This is a genomic window from Arcobacter aquimarinus (assembly GCF_013177635.1).
GTDB lineage: Bacteria > Campylobacterota > Campylobacteria > Campylobacterales > Arcobacteraceae > Aliarcobacter > Aliarcobacter aquimarinus.
The window spans coordinates 1394852-1409469 of sequence record NZ_CP030944.1; the positions used below are offsets into that span (position 1 = coordinate 1394852).

Annotated in this window: 17 protein-coding genes; 5 read left to right on the forward strand and 12 right to left on the reverse strand. The window is 26.7% G+C overall.

Features of this window, described 5'->3' with window-relative positions; all coding sequences use genetic code 11:
- Nucleotide 1: 1 nt before the first annotated feature.
- Genes glyS through ribA form a run of 6 tightly spaced genes read right to left on the reverse strand, consistent with a single transcriptional unit; the run spans nt 2 to nt 3976 of the window.
- Nucleotides 2–2017, reverse strand: coding sequence for a glycine--tRNA ligase subunit beta (gene glyS, locus AAQM_RS06935; RefSeq protein WP_129094574.1), 2016 nt, complete (start codon nt 2015–2017; stop codon nt 2–4).
- Nucleotides 2010–2165 carry a hypothetical protein gene (locus AAQM_RS06940; RefSeq protein WP_164967029.1) on the reverse strand — a complete coding sequence of 52 codons (156 nt, stop codon included), beginning with the start codon at nt 2163–2165 and terminating at the stop codon, nt 2010–2012. Before AAQM_RS06940 ends, glyS begins: the two co-directional genes overlap by 8 nt.
- Before the next feature lie 48 nt (nt 2166–2213).
- A complete protein-coding gene (locus AAQM_RS06945) occupies nt 2214–2591 on the reverse strand; it encodes a hypothetical protein (RefSeq protein WP_129094575.1) in 378 nt (125 codons plus the stop codon).
- 10 nt (nt 2592–2601) lie between these two features.
- Nucleotides 2602–2820, reverse strand: a complete 219-nt coding sequence (locus tag AAQM_RS06950; protein ID WP_128986174.1) for a PP0621 family protein — start codon at nt 2818–2820, stop codon at nt 2602–2604.
- Nucleotides 2820–3401 (reverse strand): 16S rRNA (guanine(527)-N(7))-methyltransferase RsmG, encoded by a 582-nt coding sequence (gene rsmG / locus AAQM_RS06955; protein WP_129094576.1) that lies wholly within the window; start codon nt 3399–3401, stop codon nt 2820–2822. Before rsmG ends, AAQM_RS06950 begins: the two co-directional genes overlap by 1 nt.
- Nucleotides 3401–3976 (reverse strand): GTP cyclohydrolase II, encoded by a 576-nt coding sequence (ribA, locus tag AAQM_RS06960; RefSeq protein WP_129094577.1) that lies wholly within the window; start codon nt 3974–3976, stop codon nt 3401–3403. The genes rsmG and ribA overlap by 1 nt, the downstream gene beginning before the upstream one ends.
- A gap of 59 nt (nt 3977–4035) precedes the next feature.
- On the opposite strand from ribA, the gene hemB reads away from it, so the two are divergent.
- The 3 genes from hemB to AAQM_RS06975 are packed head-to-tail and all read left to right on the forward strand — an operon-like array spanning nt 4036 to nt 6907.
- Nucleotides 4036–5010, forward strand: coding sequence for a porphobilinogen synthase (gene hemB / locus AAQM_RS06965; protein WP_129094578.1), 975 nt, complete (start codon nt 4036–4038; stop codon nt 5008–5010).
- 2 nt (nt 5011–5012) lie between these two features.
- Nucleotides 5013–6227, forward strand: a complete 1215-nt coding sequence (locus AAQM_RS06970) for a PAS domain-containing sensor histidine kinase (protein ID WP_129094579.1) — start codon at nt 5013–5015, stop codon at nt 6225–6227.
- 2 nt (nt 6228–6229) lie between these two features.
- Entirely contained in the window at nt 6230–6907 is a 678-nt protein-coding gene (locus AAQM_RS06975; protein ID WP_129094580.1) for a response regulator transcription factor, read from the forward strand.
- On the opposite strand, the gene AAQM_RS06980 is transcribed toward AAQM_RS06975, so the two are convergent.
- Genes AAQM_RS06980 through AAQM_RS06990 form a run of 3 tightly spaced genes read right to left on the reverse strand, consistent with a single transcriptional unit; the run spans nt 6884 to nt 9795 of the window.
- Complete coding sequence (locus AAQM_RS06980) at nt 6884–7588, reverse strand: anaerobic ribonucleoside-triphosphate reductase activating protein (protein WP_268878209.1); 705 nt, start codon at nt 7586–7588, stop codon at nt 6884–6886. The two genes, AAQM_RS06975 and AAQM_RS06980, sit on opposite strands and share 24 nt — an antisense overlap.
- On the reverse strand, nt 7539–7703 hold the full coding sequence (gene nrdD, locus AAQM_RS12780) for an anaerobic ribonucleoside-triphosphate reductase (RefSeq protein ID WP_129094581.1): 165 nt from the start codon (nt 7701–7703) through the stop codon (nt 7539–7541). The genes AAQM_RS06980 and nrdD overlap by 50 nt, the downstream gene beginning before the upstream one ends.
- Entirely contained in the window at nt 7681–9795 is a 2115-nt protein-coding gene (locus tag AAQM_RS06990) for a ribonucleoside triphosphate reductase (RefSeq protein WP_129094582.1), read from the reverse strand. The genes nrdD and AAQM_RS06990 overlap by 23 nt, the downstream gene beginning before the upstream one ends.
- Nucleotides 9796–10008: 213 nt before the next feature.
- Here AAQM_RS06990 and argF point away from each other — a divergent pair, with 213 nt between their 5' ends.
- A complete protein-coding gene (gene argF, locus AAQM_RS06995; protein WP_129094583.1) occupies nt 10009–10938 on the forward strand; it encodes an ornithine carbamoyltransferase in 930 nt (309 codons plus the stop codon).
- A complete protein-coding gene (gene hemN, locus AAQM_RS07000) occupies nt 10938–12305 on the forward strand; it encodes an oxygen-independent coproporphyrinogen III oxidase (RefSeq protein ID WP_129094584.1) in 1368 nt (455 codons plus the stop codon). Before argF ends, hemN begins: the two co-directional genes overlap by 1 nt.
- 12 nt (nt 12306–12317) lie before the next feature.
- On the opposite strand, the gene AAQM_RS07005 is transcribed toward hemN, so the two are convergent.
- Genes AAQM_RS07005 through AAQM_RS07015 form a run of 3 tightly spaced genes read right to left on the reverse strand, consistent with a single transcriptional unit; the run spans nt 12318 to nt 14618 of the window.
- Complete coding sequence (locus AAQM_RS07005) at nt 12318–12521, reverse strand: PLDc N-terminal domain-containing protein (protein ID WP_128986165.1); 204 nt, start codon at nt 12519–12521, stop codon at nt 12318–12320.
- Nucleotides 12522–13475 carry a tetraacyldisaccharide 4'-kinase gene (locus tag AAQM_RS07010; protein ID WP_129094585.1) on the reverse strand — a complete coding sequence of 318 codons (954 nt, stop codon included), beginning with the start codon at nt 13473–13475 and terminating at the stop codon, nt 12522–12524.
- A gap of 6 nt (nt 13476–13481) precedes the next feature.
- The gene (locus AAQM_RS07015) at nt 13482–14618 is read right to left on the reverse strand and encodes a DegT/DnrJ/EryC1/StrS family aminotransferase (RefSeq protein WP_129094586.1); all 1137 of its coding nucleotides are present in this window, start codon (nt 14616–14618) and stop codon (nt 13482–13484) included.

Genomic DNA, 14618 nt, shown 5'->3' on the forward strand with positions numbered 1-14618 from the left:
TTTAAATTGTAATCTCTTTAATATCAGCTATTTTTCTAAATCCTTGATAAACTAAACCAATTAGATTTTTTCTATTTGTTTTAATTTTTTCATTTTCATGATTTACAAATACATTATCAAAAAAGTTATCAAGTTGTGGTTTTAAAGCAAATAAAGCTTCTAATTCTTCATCTACAGTAACGTATTTTTTAAATTGTGCTTCATGGAATTTTGTATATAACTCTTTCTCTTCTTTATTTTCTAATAAATCTTCATCAATTGTAAGTTTAACTGATGTATCAATATCCTTGATAATATTTGCAACTCTTTTAAATGTTGCTACATAATCTTTAAAGTTGTCACTTTGCACTATTGGATTTAATGCACAAATTTTTTCAGAAATTTTATAAATATCTGTTTCTCCACTTGCAAGAACTGCTTTTAATACAGTTGGATTAACTTCAAAAATTTTAAATAATCTTTCATTGAAAAATTCAACTAATACTTTTTTATCTAAATTTTTATAGTTATAAGATAATTCATCAATAATTTTTGATAAATCAATTGATAATTTATGTTCCATTGCAATTTTTACAATTCCAGCTGCTGCTCTTCTCAATGCAAAAGGGTCTTTTGAACCTGTTGGAATTTTTCCAACACTAAATAATCCCATTAAATTATCAAGTTTATTTGATAAAGCAACTATTGAAGAAAATAGATTTGATGGAAGTTCAGAATCTTCACCATCTGGTAAATATTGCTCTTTAAGTGATGTATAAACTAATTCATCTTCACCTGCAAGTTTTGCATAGTAATATCCCATTAATCCTTGAAGCTCTGTAAATTCATAAACCATTTCAGACATCAAGTCAGCTTTTGAAAGCATTACAGCTTTTTGTAAAAGTTCTTTTTCTTTTAATTCAAAAATATCCGCTAAATAAGAAGCAATTTTTGCTTCTCTTTCACATTTTTCATACATAGAACCAAGACCTTCAACAAACACAAGTTTTTTAAGTCTTTCATTTGATAAACCATTTTTAATATCATTTTTATAAAAGAACATAGCATCAGCAAGTCTAGGTCTTAATACTTTTTCATTTCCAGCAATTATATATCCAAAATCATCTGTTTTTGAGTTTGAAACAACTATAAAATTGTTTGTTAAATTTCCATCTTTATAAACTGCAAAATATCTTTGATTTTCTTTCATAGAAGTTACGATTACTTCAGGTGGAAGCTCTAAAAACTCCTCATCAAACTTTCCAATTAAAGCTGTTGGATACTCTGTTATTGCCACAACTTCTTCTAATAATTCAATATCAATTTCTATTTTAATATTATGTCTTTGTTCAATATCTTTCATTTGAGAAAGAATTCTCTCTCTTCTTTCATCTGGATATAAAATAACTCCATTTTTATCAAGTTTGCAGAAATAATCACCTGCAAAAGAGTAAGAAAATGGCTCATAAGAAACCATTCTATGTGCAAATGAAAAATTAGAAGATTTAACTCCAAAAAGTTCAGCATCAACTATTTCTTCACCTAAAATTATAGATAAACTTCTGATTGGTCTAATAAAACTATCAGTTCTACTTGCCCATCTCATAGATTTTCCAAAGTTTAAAGAAGCAATAAATTCATTTACCATATCATTTAGTAAAGTTTTTGATTCACTACCAACTACTTCTTGCTTAAAATATAGAACTTCTCCTTTACCTAAATCAATTTTGTCTAAAGCACTAATATCAACTCCACATTTAGCAGCAAAACTAATAGCTGCTCCAGTTGGAACACCATCTTTATAAGCTATTTTAACAGGAGCTCCATATTGTTCAACTATAGAATCTTCTTGTTTAACTTGAAATTCTCTATGCCATAATACTAATCTTCTTGGTGTATAATAGAAATCAAAATCACATAAAAGTCTATTTTTTTCTAAAATATCACTCCACTTTTTTTCAATATTTGGTAGTTCATTTAAAAATGGAATCGCTGGTAATTCTTCTACACCAATCTCAATTAATAATGGTTTATTCATCTATTTTATCCTTATTCAAATTCTTTTTTTCATTTTCTTCAATTCTATCAGTATGTTTTTTTATTTGTTGTCTATTAAAATTGATTATAAACATAGCAACCATAATAATAAACATAATAAGTATCACTGTATCTAATATATCTTTCACATTTATCCTATTTTTTATCTCTTAAAAGGTAAAGATTTTACCTAAAAATCACTTATTGCTAAGTAAATCTCTATAAATCACACCATCTATTTCATTTTTAGAAATATTTTCTAACTCTTCATTTGAATCTATAATTGCCAAAATTTTAGAATCATACATATAATTGTCTGCTATTTTTTGTAATTTTTTTGCAAGTTTCTTCTTACTAATTATATATTTAGCATTTAAACTATTTGAATATATAGCTTCTTTTATATCATGTACAACCACTGCAAATGATAATTGATTTTCATAACAATACTTTAATAAACTATCTTTATACACAAATAAAAGAATACTATTTGCTTTTGTATTTTTTATATCTTCAATTTCTTTTATATTAGAAAAATTTTCAAAAGGAACTAATTTATCACCGATTATAATCATATTTTTTTCCTTATTTATTTAATAAACACTCTTTAGAACAATAAAATTTTCCATTACTTAAAATAGCTTCTTTTTGAGAAACATAAGTTTTACAAGTAGGACATTCAACCATTTCATCTTCTATTTTTTCATCTTTTTTAGTAATAACATCTTTTTCTCTACCCTTTTTAAATAAAAGAATATAAGCTAAAAATCCTACTACAATAACTGCTAATATTTTTAAAATCATTATTTACCTTTTACATATAAATAGTTTCTATCTTTTCTATTTACTATTTTATAATTATTTACTTTAGCACTTTCAATCTCAACTTCTAGCATACTACCTTTGTAAAAAAGGTATGAGCTATTCTTTTTTTTGATATTTTTTGTAATATCTAAAAGTAAAGAAGTATTTGTTACTGCTCTTGAAGTTATCAAATCAACTTTTAAATCTTTAACATCTTCTACTCTATTACATAATACAGTTAAATTATCAAGTTTTAAACTAGCTTTTACAAAATTCAAAAAAGAAACTCTTTTTATTCTTGGCTCGATTAAATAAGATTTTACATCTCTTAAAGCAATTGCAAGTATAAGTCCAGGATAACCTGCACCTGTTCCAATATCTGCAAAACTTTCATATTTATCTATAAAAGTTAAAGGGTATAAAGAATCTAAAATATTTTCATTTATATCCTCTTTTGTTAATCTTCCACTTAGATTATGAACACTTCCCCATTGTTGTAAAAGTTTTGTAAAAACTTCACAATCACTATAAAATTTTTCATCAAATTTTAAATTATTTGATTTAAGTAATTCTTTTAACATTAAAGTAAATGCCCCATTTTCTCTTTTTTTGTTGCTAAATATTTTTCATTGTATTTATTTGCTTCGATTATTGCTGGAATTCTTTCAACTATTTGTATTCCTAAGCTTTCAATATAATTTATTTTTTTAGGATTATTTGTAATCAATTTTAATTTTTCAACACCTAAATCTTCTAAAATATATCCAATAATAGAATAATCTCTTTCATCTTCTTTAAAACCTAATTCTAAATTAGCTTCTATTGTATTTCTTCCTTGGTCTTGCAGAGAATAAGCATTTACTTTGTTAAATAGACCAATATTTCGACCTTCTTGTTTGTGATAAATCACTAAACCACCATTTTTAGCTATAAAATCCAATGCTAAATTTAACTGTGCTTGACAGTCGCATTTTAGGCTTCCAAGAGCATCTCCTGTTAAACATTCTGAGTGAATTCTCACATATGGAATTTCAATTTTTTCAAAATCTTCACTCATGATTGCTAAATGTTCTTGAATACCATCTTTATATGCTTTTATCTTAAAATTTCCATGTTTTGTTGGTAATTTAGCAATATTTGACTTTTCAATATTCATATATATTTAAACCTTAAACTGTTAAAATCCAAAGATTATAACCAAAAGAGGTAAATAGAATGTTTAAACGATTTAGAAGATTAAGAATTAATGAAACACTAAGAAATTTAGTACAAGAGACTGTTTTGACGCCTGATGATTTCATCTATCCATTATTTGTAAGAGAAGGTCAAAATATAAAAACTGAAGTTGCATCAATGCCTGGTGTTTATCAAATGAGTATTGATGAAATTTTAAAAGAATGTGAATATTTAGTAAGTATAAATTTAAAATCAATTATTCTTTTTGGAATTCCTGATACTAAAGATTCAGTTGGAAGTGAATGCTTATGTGAGGAGAGTATAATTGCAAGAACTATTAAAGCAATTAAAGCAAAATTCCCTCAAATGTTTATCGTAACTGATTTATGTTTTTGTGAATATACAGACCATGGACATTGTGGTATTTTAGACCCAAAAACAGGAAGTGTTGATAATGATAAAACATTAGAAATTTCAGCTCAACAAGTATTAGTTCATGCACGTGCAGGTGTAGATATGATTGCACCTTCAGGAATGATGGATGGAATTATTACAACTTTAAGAAATACACTTGATGAAAATGGATTTAGAAATCTTCCAATCATGGCATATTCAACAAAATTTGCTAGTGGATATTATGGTCCATTTAGAGATGTTGCTGAATCAACTCCAAGTTTTGGTGATAGAAGAACATATCAAATGAATCCAGCAAATAGACTTGAAGCAATTGAAGAATCACTTGAAGATGAAAAAGAAGGTGCAGATATTTTAATGGTAAAACCAGCACTTGCATTTTTAGATATTGTAAGAGATATTAGAAACCAAACAAATCTTCCTTTATGTGTTTATAACGTAAGTGGAGAGTACGCTATGCTTAAACACGCTGGAGCTCACGGATTGATTGACTATGAAAGAGTTATGATGGAAACAATGATTGCATTTAAAAGAGCGGGTGCAAATATAATCATCTCTTACCATGCAAAAGAGGTTTGCAAAATCTTAAGAAACAACTAAAAATGAGCACAACTTATCAAGAAGCAATTGAAAATTCAAATATTGTATCAAAAACTGATATAAATGGAATTATCACTTTTGTAAATGATGAGTTTTGCAAAATCTCTGGATACTCTTATGATGAATTAATAGGTCAAAACCATAACATCGTAAGACATCCAGATGTTGAAAGTTCTAGTTTTGAACTTTTATGGAAAACTATTTTAAATAAAAAACCATATAAAGCAACTGTAAAAAATCTTACAAAAGATGGGAAAACTGTTTACTTAAATACTACAATAACCCCTATTTTAGATGAATCTGAAAATATTATTGAATTTATTGCTATAAGATATGATGTAACTTTTGAGGTTGAGCTCAAAAAAAGTTTAGAGCAAAAAGAAAAAGAGCTTGAAGAGTTAAATCAAAATCTAGAATTAAAAGTAAAAGAACAAACTAAACAACTAAAAGACTTAAACAAAACTTTAGAAAAAAGAGTTCAAGAAGAGATAGCTAAAAATGATGAGAAACAAAAACTTCTTTTTTGGCAATCAAGAATGGCAAGTTTAGGACAAATGATAGGGAATATTGCCCATCAATGGAGACAACCTCTAACTGAGTTAAATCTTACTTTATTTAATATGAAAAAAGCCTCTTTAAAAAAAGATGAAAAAAAAGTTGAAGAGTTATATAAAGAGAGTAAAAATCTAATTTCAAGTATGTCAACAACTATTGAAGATTTTATGAACTTTTTTGACCCTAAAAAAGAGAAAAAAAGTTTTGAGATAAAAGATAGTATCAATGAAGCATTAACTATTATGAAAAAATTAATCCAACAAGAAAATATAAAAATCAAGGTTGATGTTCCAACAAACTACAAAGTTTTAGGTGTTTCAAATGAACTATCACAAGTTATAATAAATCTAATTCAAAATGCGAAAGATGCTTTTAAAACAAATGGTATAGAAGATAAAAATATTTTAATAACTCTAAAAGAAAATTTAGACCAAAAATATCTTCTACTTGAGATTGAAGATAATGCAGGTGGAATTAAAGAAGAAAACTTAGATTCTATCTTTGAACCTTACTTTACAACAAAACATAAATCACAAGGCACTGGACTTGGATTATTTATGTCAAAAATGATTGTAGAAAAGAGTTTAGAAGGAACTTTGAGCCATAAAAATAGTGAAAATGGCTCAATCTTTACAATAACAATTTCAAATGAGAAAGAGTAAAAATGCAAGATATATTAAAAACTCTAAAAATCTTAATAGTTGAAGATGAAAAAAGGTTAGCCCAACTTTTAAAAGAGGCTATAAGTGATTCATTTTACAAAGTAGTTATTGCAAAAGATGGAGTTGAGGGTCTTAAAAAATATAAAACTTTTAAACCTGATATTATAATCACTGATATTATGATGCCAAAACTTGATGGTTTGGACATGACTATAAAAATCAAAGAGATTGATTCTACTATTCCAATTATTATATTGAGTGCACACTCAGATAAAGAAAAACTTCTAAAAGCTATAGATGTTGGTATAAATAAATATTTTATCAAACCTTTTGACCCAGATGAGGTAATAGAACATATAAAAAAGCTCTCAACAAAAATAGAAAAACAAAAGATTTCAATATTAAAAGATGATTTTGTTTTTGATAACAATAGCTTTTCTTTACATAAAAATGAACTATTAATAAATCTAACAAAAAGGGAAAAAGAGTTTATATATCTTCTTATAAAAAACAAAAACTCAATAGTTAAAACCCAAACTATAAAAACTTCTCTTTGGAATGAAGAGGTAAATGATGAAAGATTAAGAACTTTTATAAAACGATTACGTCTAAAAACTTCTAAAGATTTGATAGAAAATATTTCAGGACAAGGTTATTTAATTTCTGTATTGAATAGTTAGATTTTTACTATCAATTAAACTTTTATCTATAGCCCTACTTTTTTTGATATTTCCTATATTTGATGAGGTTTCTATAAAATTTTGTAAATAGTAAATACCTTTATAATCTAAACAACTAATAGTTTTTATCATATCATTTATATCTTTTTCATCTAAAAGCCTTGTATTTATCGTAGTTCTTAGTTCAAAATCAAAACCTATTTTTATTAGATATTTTATAGTAACTATAACTTTTTCATAAAAATTTGTAGCTGTAATTTGAAAAAATTTATATTTTGGTGCTTTAAAATCAATAGCTATAAAATCAACTAAACCTTTTTTTGTTAGATTTTTTACTAGATTTAGATTTGTTCCATTTGTATCAAGTTTTATTTTAAAACCTAACTCTTTTATCTTTTTACAAAAGATTTCTAAGTCATATAAACTAGCTTCTCCACCACTTAAAACAACTGCATCAAGTAAACCAACCCTTGATTTTAAAAACTCTAAAATCTCAGAAAAACTATAATTTCCCTTTTTTGTATAAACTAAACTATTATTATAACAATACAAACATCTAAAATTACACTTTATAAACCAGATTATGCATGATATTTGTCCTACATAATCTGTCGTTGTAAATTTTGTAAAATCATAAATTAGTTTTTGATTCAGTAAATTTAACTCTTTGTTTATGTTCACCTTTTTTTCCTATATTAAAGCTTTCAATTGGTCTATGATAACCCATAACTCTAGTATATATTATACATTTAGTTCTTTTTTGGCTATTTTTCTCAAGCAATTCTTGATTTGTCATCTTTTAACTCCTTTTTTAAAATCTCTTCATCACATTTTGGGCAAAACTCATGCTCACCCTCAATATATCCATGAATTTCACAAATAGAAAATACAGGAGTTACTGTTATATAAGGCAATCTAAAATTTGAAATTACATTTTTTACAAATTTTCTACAAGCTTCTGTTGATGAGATTTTTTCTCTCATATAAAGATGAAGTACTGTTCCACCAGTATATTTACATTGTAACTCATCTTGTAACTCTAAGGCTTCAAATGGGTCTTCAGTAAAATCAACAGGAAGTTGTGAAGAGTTGGTATAATAGATATTTTTATCAAAGCCAGCTTGAATAATATCTTTGTATCTTTTTTTATCCTCTTTTGCAAATCTATAAGTAGTTCCTTCAGCTGGTGTTGCTTCAAGATTATATAAATTTCCTGTTTCTTCTTGAAATTTGAGCATTTTATCTCTCATAAAATCTAATATTTCAATACAAAATTGATTTCCTATTTTTGTAGAAATATTAATATTTTCTCCAAAATAGTTTTTTAACATCTCATTCATACCATTTACTCCAATAGTTGAAAAATGGTTGTTAAAACTCTTTAAATACCTTTTTGTATAAGGATAAAGTCCTCTTTCATACATACTATTTATAAATTTACGTTTTATTTCTAGACTCTCTTTTGCTAAATCCATCAACTCTTCTAATCTTTTTAATAAACCATTTATATCATTTTTATATAAGTATCCAAGTCTTGCCATATTAATTGTAACAACTCCAATACTTCCAGTCATTTCAGCACTACCAAACAAACCTCCACCTCGTTTTAGAAGTTCTCTTAAATCAAGTTGCAATCTACAACACATACTTCTTACATGTCCTGGTTTGTATGCATGAATATTTTCTATCAAATTCCCTTTTTCATCTTTTTTATATTGACTTCCTATAAAATTTTGAAAATAAGAACTTCCTATTTTTGCAGTATTTTCAAAAAGTAAATCTGTATTTTCTCCATACCAATCAAACTCTTCAGTTATATTTACTGTTGGAATTGGAAAAGTAAAAGGTTGTCCTGTTTTATCACCTTGTGTCATTATTTCATAATAGGCTTTATTTATTAAATTCATCTCTTTTTGAAAATCTTTATAAGTTAACTGTTCAAATGAAGTTAAACCTTTTTTTTGAATCTCTAAAAGTAGTTCTTCATCATAAAAGTTTTTAAATAGATGTTTTTGATTTCTTGTTGGAATTTGCTCTTTCAAATCACTTGGAACCGTCCAATCAATAGTAATATTTGTAAAAGGACTTTGTCCCCAACGTGCAGGAACGTTAAGATTGTAAATAAAACTTCTAATTGCTTTTTTTATCTCTTTATATTCAAGTTTATCTTTGAAAACATAAGGAGCAAGATATGTATCAAAAGAGCTAAAAGCTTGAGCTCCTGCCCATTCACTTTGAAGTATTCCTAAAAAATTTGCCATTTGACCTAAAGCTTCTCTAAAATGATTTGGTGCATCACTTTCTACTCTTCCTCTCACCTTATTAAATCCTTCATCAAGGAGAAGTCTTAAACTCCAACCAGCACAATATCCACTCAAACAATCCAAATCATGTATATGATAATCACCATTTCTATGGGCGTATCCTTGCTCTTTAGTGTAGATTTTATCAAGCCAATAATTTGCTATTATTTTTCCAGCACTATTATTTATAAGTCCAGCGTGAGAATATCCTGTATTTGAATTTGCTTTTATTCTCCAATCACTTCCAGATATATACTCTTGTATTGTTTGTGTTGAGTTTATATATGTTGTATCATCATTTATCTGTAAAATTTGTTCTCTTTGGATTTTATGGAGATGTCTATATAAAATAAAAGATTTCATAACTTCAAAATATCTAGCTTTAAATAACTCTTTTTCAATAATATCTTGAATATCCTCAACAGCAACTACTCTTTTACACTTTAATTCAAATAGAACATTAAAAAATACCGAAATATCATATTTGTTATTTACACTTTTAAAAGCCTTTTTTATGGCATCTTCTATTTTATAAGATTCAAATTTTTGTTTAGTTCCATCTCTTTTTAGTATTTCAACAATCATTTTTCTTTCCTTATGTAATTGTTTTGTAATTCTATGGGAGTTGTTCTTAATGACTAATAAGCACTTTTGTCACAAAAGTGTCATTTTATGGGAGTTTTTAAAATTCAAATTTTTAAATTGGATATTTTTCATAGGTATTTTTTATAATTTTTAAGAATTTCTAAAGTTAAATTAAATAGAATGTTTGTTTTTATTAATTACAGAGGAAATAAAATGAGACACTTCTTAACATTAGCTGACTATTCAAAAGAGGAAATCTTAGAAATACTTGCTTTAGCTAAACAAATCAAAGATGAAACCAAACGAAGAGAATTTAAAGATTATATGCCTAAAAAAACATTAGGTATGATTTTTGAAAAAAGCTCTACTAGAACAAGAGTATCTTTTGAAACGGGGATTTATCAGTTAGGTGGTATTGGTTTATTTCTTTCATCAAATGATATCCAATTAGGTAGAGGTGAACCTATGAGTGATACATCTAGAGTAATTTCTAGAATGGTAGATATGGTGATGATTAGAACTTTTGAACAATCTAAAATTGAAGAATTTGCAAAATATTCAAAAGTTCCTGTAATAAATGGTTTAACAAATGAATACCACCCTGTTCAACTTATGGCTGATTATATGACTATCCAAGAAGCTGGTCTAACTGAAGATTTAGTTGTTGCTTATGTTGGTGATGGTAATAATATGGCTCATTCATGGCTAAATATGGCTGCAAAACTTGGTTTTGAACTTAGAATTGCAACGCCTAAAGGTTATGAAGTAGATGCAAATATTTTAGAAAAAGCTCTTGAAATGGCAAAAAATAGTGGTGCAAAAATCATTATAACAAATGACCCAAAAGAGGCTATTAAAGACTCAACAGTTGTTACAACAGATACTTGGGTTTCTATGGGTCAAGAAGATGAAAAAGAGAAAAGAGTAAAAGATTTTGCTGGTTATATGGTTGATAGTGAAATGATGAAATTAGCACAAGAAAAAGCTATTTTCTTACATTGTTTACCTGCATATAGAGGCTATGAAGTTAGTGATGAAGTAATGGAAAGTTCTCAAAGTCTTATTTTTGAAGAAGCTGAAAATAGATTACATGCACAAAAAGGTGTAATGGTTTGGCTTGATAGAAAAAGAGATGAAAAATAATGATAGATTTTGTTAAATTTATCAAATATTCAAAACCAGGACCTAGATATACTTCATATCCAACAGCCCCTGAATTTAGTGAAACTTTCACACAAGAAGATTTAAAAGAGTATTACAAAAATCAAAGTGATGATAGAGCTTTATCACTTTATATTCATATGCCATTTTGTAGAAGTGCATGTTATTTTTGTGGTTGTAATACAATTTTTACTTCAAAAGAAGATAAAAAAACTAGATATATTGAGTATTTAAAAAAAGAATTAAATATCTTAAAAAATCATCTAAATACAAAAAGAGTTGTAACGCAAATGCATTTTGGAGGAGGAACACCTACATATTTTTCTCCTTCTCAATTAGAAGAAGTTATAACTGTAATTAAAGAGATTTTTCCAAATTTTAGTTCTGATGCAGAAATCTCTTGTGAAGTAGACCCAAGATATTTTACTGTTGAACATATGAATGTTTTAAAAGCTGGTGGTTGTAATCGTTTGAGTTTTGGAGTTCAAGATTTAGATGAAGAAGTTCAAAAAACTATTCATAGAATTCAACCTTTTGAATTAACTCAAAATGTTATAAAAATTGCAAGAGAAGCTGGAATTCACTCTGTAAATACTGACTTAATTTATGGATTACCACATCAAACTAAAGAAAGTTTCAAAAAAACTTTAGAAAAGATGATTACACTTAATACTGATAGATTTGCAGTATTTAATTATGCTCATGTTCCTTGGCTTATGAAGACTATGAGAAAATTTGATGAAACAACTTTTCCACAACCTCAAGAAAAACTAGAGATGTTAAAAGATACTATTGATTTCTTTACATCAAACGGTTATAAAATGGTTGGAATGGACCACTTTGCAAAACCAGAAGATGAATTATTTAAAGCAATTGAAAAAGGTGAATTACATAGAAATTTTCAAGGATATACAACTAAAGGTGGAGCTGATTTAATAGGAATTGGACTTACATCTATTGGAAATGGTGTTGATTATTATGCGCAAAATTTCAAAGACTTAGAGCCTTGGGAAAATGCAATTGATAATGGAGATTTACCAGTATTTAAAGGTTATAGATTAAGTGATGATGACCAATTAAGACAATTTGTAATCATGGAACTTATGAGTAACTTCTCTTTGAATATAAAAAGAGTTGAAGAACAATTTAAAATAGACTTTAAAGATTATTTTAGTGATGCACTAGAAGCTTTAAAAGAGTTTGAAGATGCGCAACTTCTAAAAATAAGTGATGATAAAATTGAAGTTTCACAAACAGGAACTATGCTTATTAGAAATATTTGTATGCCATTTGATGCATATTTAAATAAAATTCCTGAAGAAAAAAGAAGATTTTCTAAAACTATTTAAAAGTAGCATTTGCTACTTTTTTACTCTTTGTCCTCTTCCAAAAACCAAATATAACAGAGCTCCTAAAATAGGAAAACAAATGATTACTATTATCCAAATAATTTTATTATAACCTGTAAACTCATGTCTTAAAATATCTATTAAAATATAAATATATAAAACGAAAGAGAAAACTACAAATATCATCAAAAAAGAAGAGACTAAAATTCCTGTCATTTAAAACTCCTTTTCAAAACTTTTTAAATATTCATCTAATAAAGAAAAATCTACATTCGATGAAATCTCTATTTCTAAATCCATTAAATATAGATTTTTTATTTTAAACTCTTTTAACTTTACCAAATCTTTTCCTGTTGTAAGAAATGAGAAATCTTTATACTCTTCTTGAATATTAGAAATATCTTCTTTTGTAAAAGTATAATGATCTGGAAATGAAACCATTTTTATATCTTTTGGTAAATACTCAAGCAATCTTTTAGGTTTTGAAATTGCTGTTAATAAAAGAGTTCTAGAAGGAAGTTCACAAACTTTTCCATCTTTTTTAATAGTTATAACTCTTTTAAAATCTCTTCCTTCAAGTAATTCTAAATCAGCACTTGCATAAAAACTTTTTGGTTCTCTATATCCACCACTTGGTAAACAAAAAATATTTGTTGGTTCATCTTTTGGTCGAAGTAAAATATTAAATTTTGAGATTTGATATTTAGAAAATCCATCATCCAAAAATACTATTTTACAAGCTAACTCTTTTGCTTTTAAAATAGCTTTTACTCTATCTTCACTCACAATTACTGTAGCTTTTGGTAAAGAATTTGCTAAAAGCATTGCCTCATCTCCACTTGATTTTACGTCAAGTAAGATTTTCCCTCTTAAACTAACAATTTGCAATCCCTTTGAAGCTCTTCCATAACCTCTTAAAATTACACAAACATCTTCATATTTTGATGCAAGATTTATTGTAACTGGAGTTTTTCCACTTCCTCCAACAATTATATTTCCAATTGAAATAACAGGAATTCCAAACTCTATCTCTTTAGCCATTGCTCTTTTTGTAAGAATAATTAGCATATAAATAAAAGTTAGAGGAATTAGTAAAAACGAGATAATTTTTTGAAAGTTATTTGGAAAGAAGAGATACTCTTCAATCCATAGATGTAATTTTTGTTTCAAATTATTTTATATCCAAGAAGATGCAACTTCAATAACTTTATCACAAACATAATTTGCTTCTTCATCAGTTAAACTTGCATAAATTGGTAAAGATAAAATTTGTTGATAGTTATTTAAAGCATTAGGGAATGCTGTAATTTTAATAGAATATTTTGTTTTATAATAAGATAAAAGATGTAAAGGTATATAGTTAAGTCCTGTTGAAACACCTCTTTCTTTTAAAGCTCTAGCAAAAGCATCTCTATTTCTTGAAACTTTTATGATAAATTGTGTAAATATATTATCGTCCGTATAAGCTGGAATTTCTATATGCTTCACACCCGTTAATCTTTTTTTATATAAAGCAGCTATCTCTTTTCTTCTTTTTACAAACTTATCAGTTTTATTTAACTGAGCTAAAGCATAAGCAGCATCAAGTTCTGATAAATCATATTTATGTCCAATATCAACAACATCATAAACATAATCTAAATTTCCATAACTATCATATGTTGTTGTAAGAGCATGAGTTCTTAAAAGTTTTGCTCTATTTGCTATTTCTTCATTATTTGTTACAATTAAACCTGATCTACTAACTGCATATCTTGAGATAGAAGGATTTGTTGAAAAAATCGTCATATCAGCTCTTAAATTACCAACCATTTTACCTTTATAAGTTGCACCTAAACTTGATCTACAATCTTCAATTAATATAATTCCATATTTTTCAACAATATCATATAATCTATCTAAATCAGGAGTTTGACCACCAACAAAAGTAATAATAGCACCTCTTAATTTTTTTGAATCATTCTCTTTTAAAACTTCTTCAAATTTATCTAAATCAATATTCATATCATCAGGATTTATATCAACAAAAATAGGTTCTGCATCAAAATGTCTAACAACTTCAGGTAAATTTACAAAAGAGTTTACAGACATAAGTATCTTATCACCTCTTTTAAGTTTTATAGCACTTAAAGCAAGATGAATAGCAGCTGTTGAAGTTGCAGTTGCAATAGCATATTTAGCACCAATGAATTTTTCGATACTCTCTTCAAATTCTAAAACTTTAGATAAAAACTCTTTTGAATCAAGTACTTGTTTTAATTGATTTAATTCATCACTATCAACTGATGCTCTAAATATAGGTATTTTTTTCAT

Excerpts from the sequence above, each read along its gene's own strand:
- glyS (WP_129094574.1), bottom strand. The coding sequence starts at position 2,017 with ATGAATAAACCATTATTAATTGAGATTGGTGTAGAAGAATTACCAGCG.
- AAQM_RS06945 (WP_129094575.1), bottom strand. The coding sequence starts at position 2,591 with ATGATTATAATCGGTGATAAATTAGTTCCTTTTGAAAATTTTTCTAAT.
- AAQM_RS06950 (WP_128986174.1), bottom strand. The coding sequence starts at position 2,820 with ATGATTTTAAAAATATTAGCAGTTATTGTAGTAGGATTTTTAGCTTAT.
- rsmG (WP_129094576.1), bottom strand. The coding sequence starts at position 3,401 with ATGTTAAAAGAATTACTTAAATCAAATAATTTAAAATTTGATGAAAAA.
- ribA (WP_129094577.1), bottom strand. The coding sequence starts at position 3,976 with ATGAATATTGAAAAGTCAAATATTGCTAAATTACCAACAAAACATGGA.
- hemB (WP_129094578.1), top strand. The coding sequence starts at position 4,036 with ATGTTTAAACGATTTAGAAGATTAAGAATTAATGAAACACTAAGAAAT.
- AAQM_RS06970 (WP_129094579.1), top strand. The coding sequence starts at position 5,013 with ATGAGCACAACTTATCAAGAAGCAATTGAAAATTCAAATATTGTATCA.
- AAQM_RS06975 (WP_129094580.1), top strand. The coding sequence starts at position 6,230 with ATGCAAGATATATTAAAAACTCTAAAAATCTTAATAGTTGAAGATGAA.
- nrdD (WP_129094581.1), bottom strand. The coding sequence starts at position 7,703 with ATGACAAATCAAGAATTGCTTGAGAAAAATAGCCAAAAAAGAACTAAA.
- AAQM_RS06990 (WP_129094582.1), bottom strand. The coding sequence starts at position 9,795 with ATGATTGTTGAAATACTAAAAAGAGATGGAACTAAACAAAAATTTGAA.
- argF (WP_129094583.1), top strand. The coding sequence starts at position 10,009 with ATGAGACACTTCTTAACATTAGCTGACTATTCAAAAGAGGAAATCTTA.
- hemN (WP_129094584.1), top strand. The coding sequence starts at position 10,938 with ATGATAGATTTTGTTAAATTTATCAAATATTCAAAACCAGGACCTAGA.
- AAQM_RS07005 (WP_128986165.1), bottom strand. The coding sequence starts at position 12,521 with ATGACAGGAATTTTAGTCTCTTCTTTTTTGATGATATTTGTAGTTTTC.
- AAQM_RS07015 (WP_129094586.1), bottom strand. The coding sequence starts at position 14,618 with ATGAAAAAAATACCTATATTTAGAGCATCAGTTGATAGTGATGAATTA.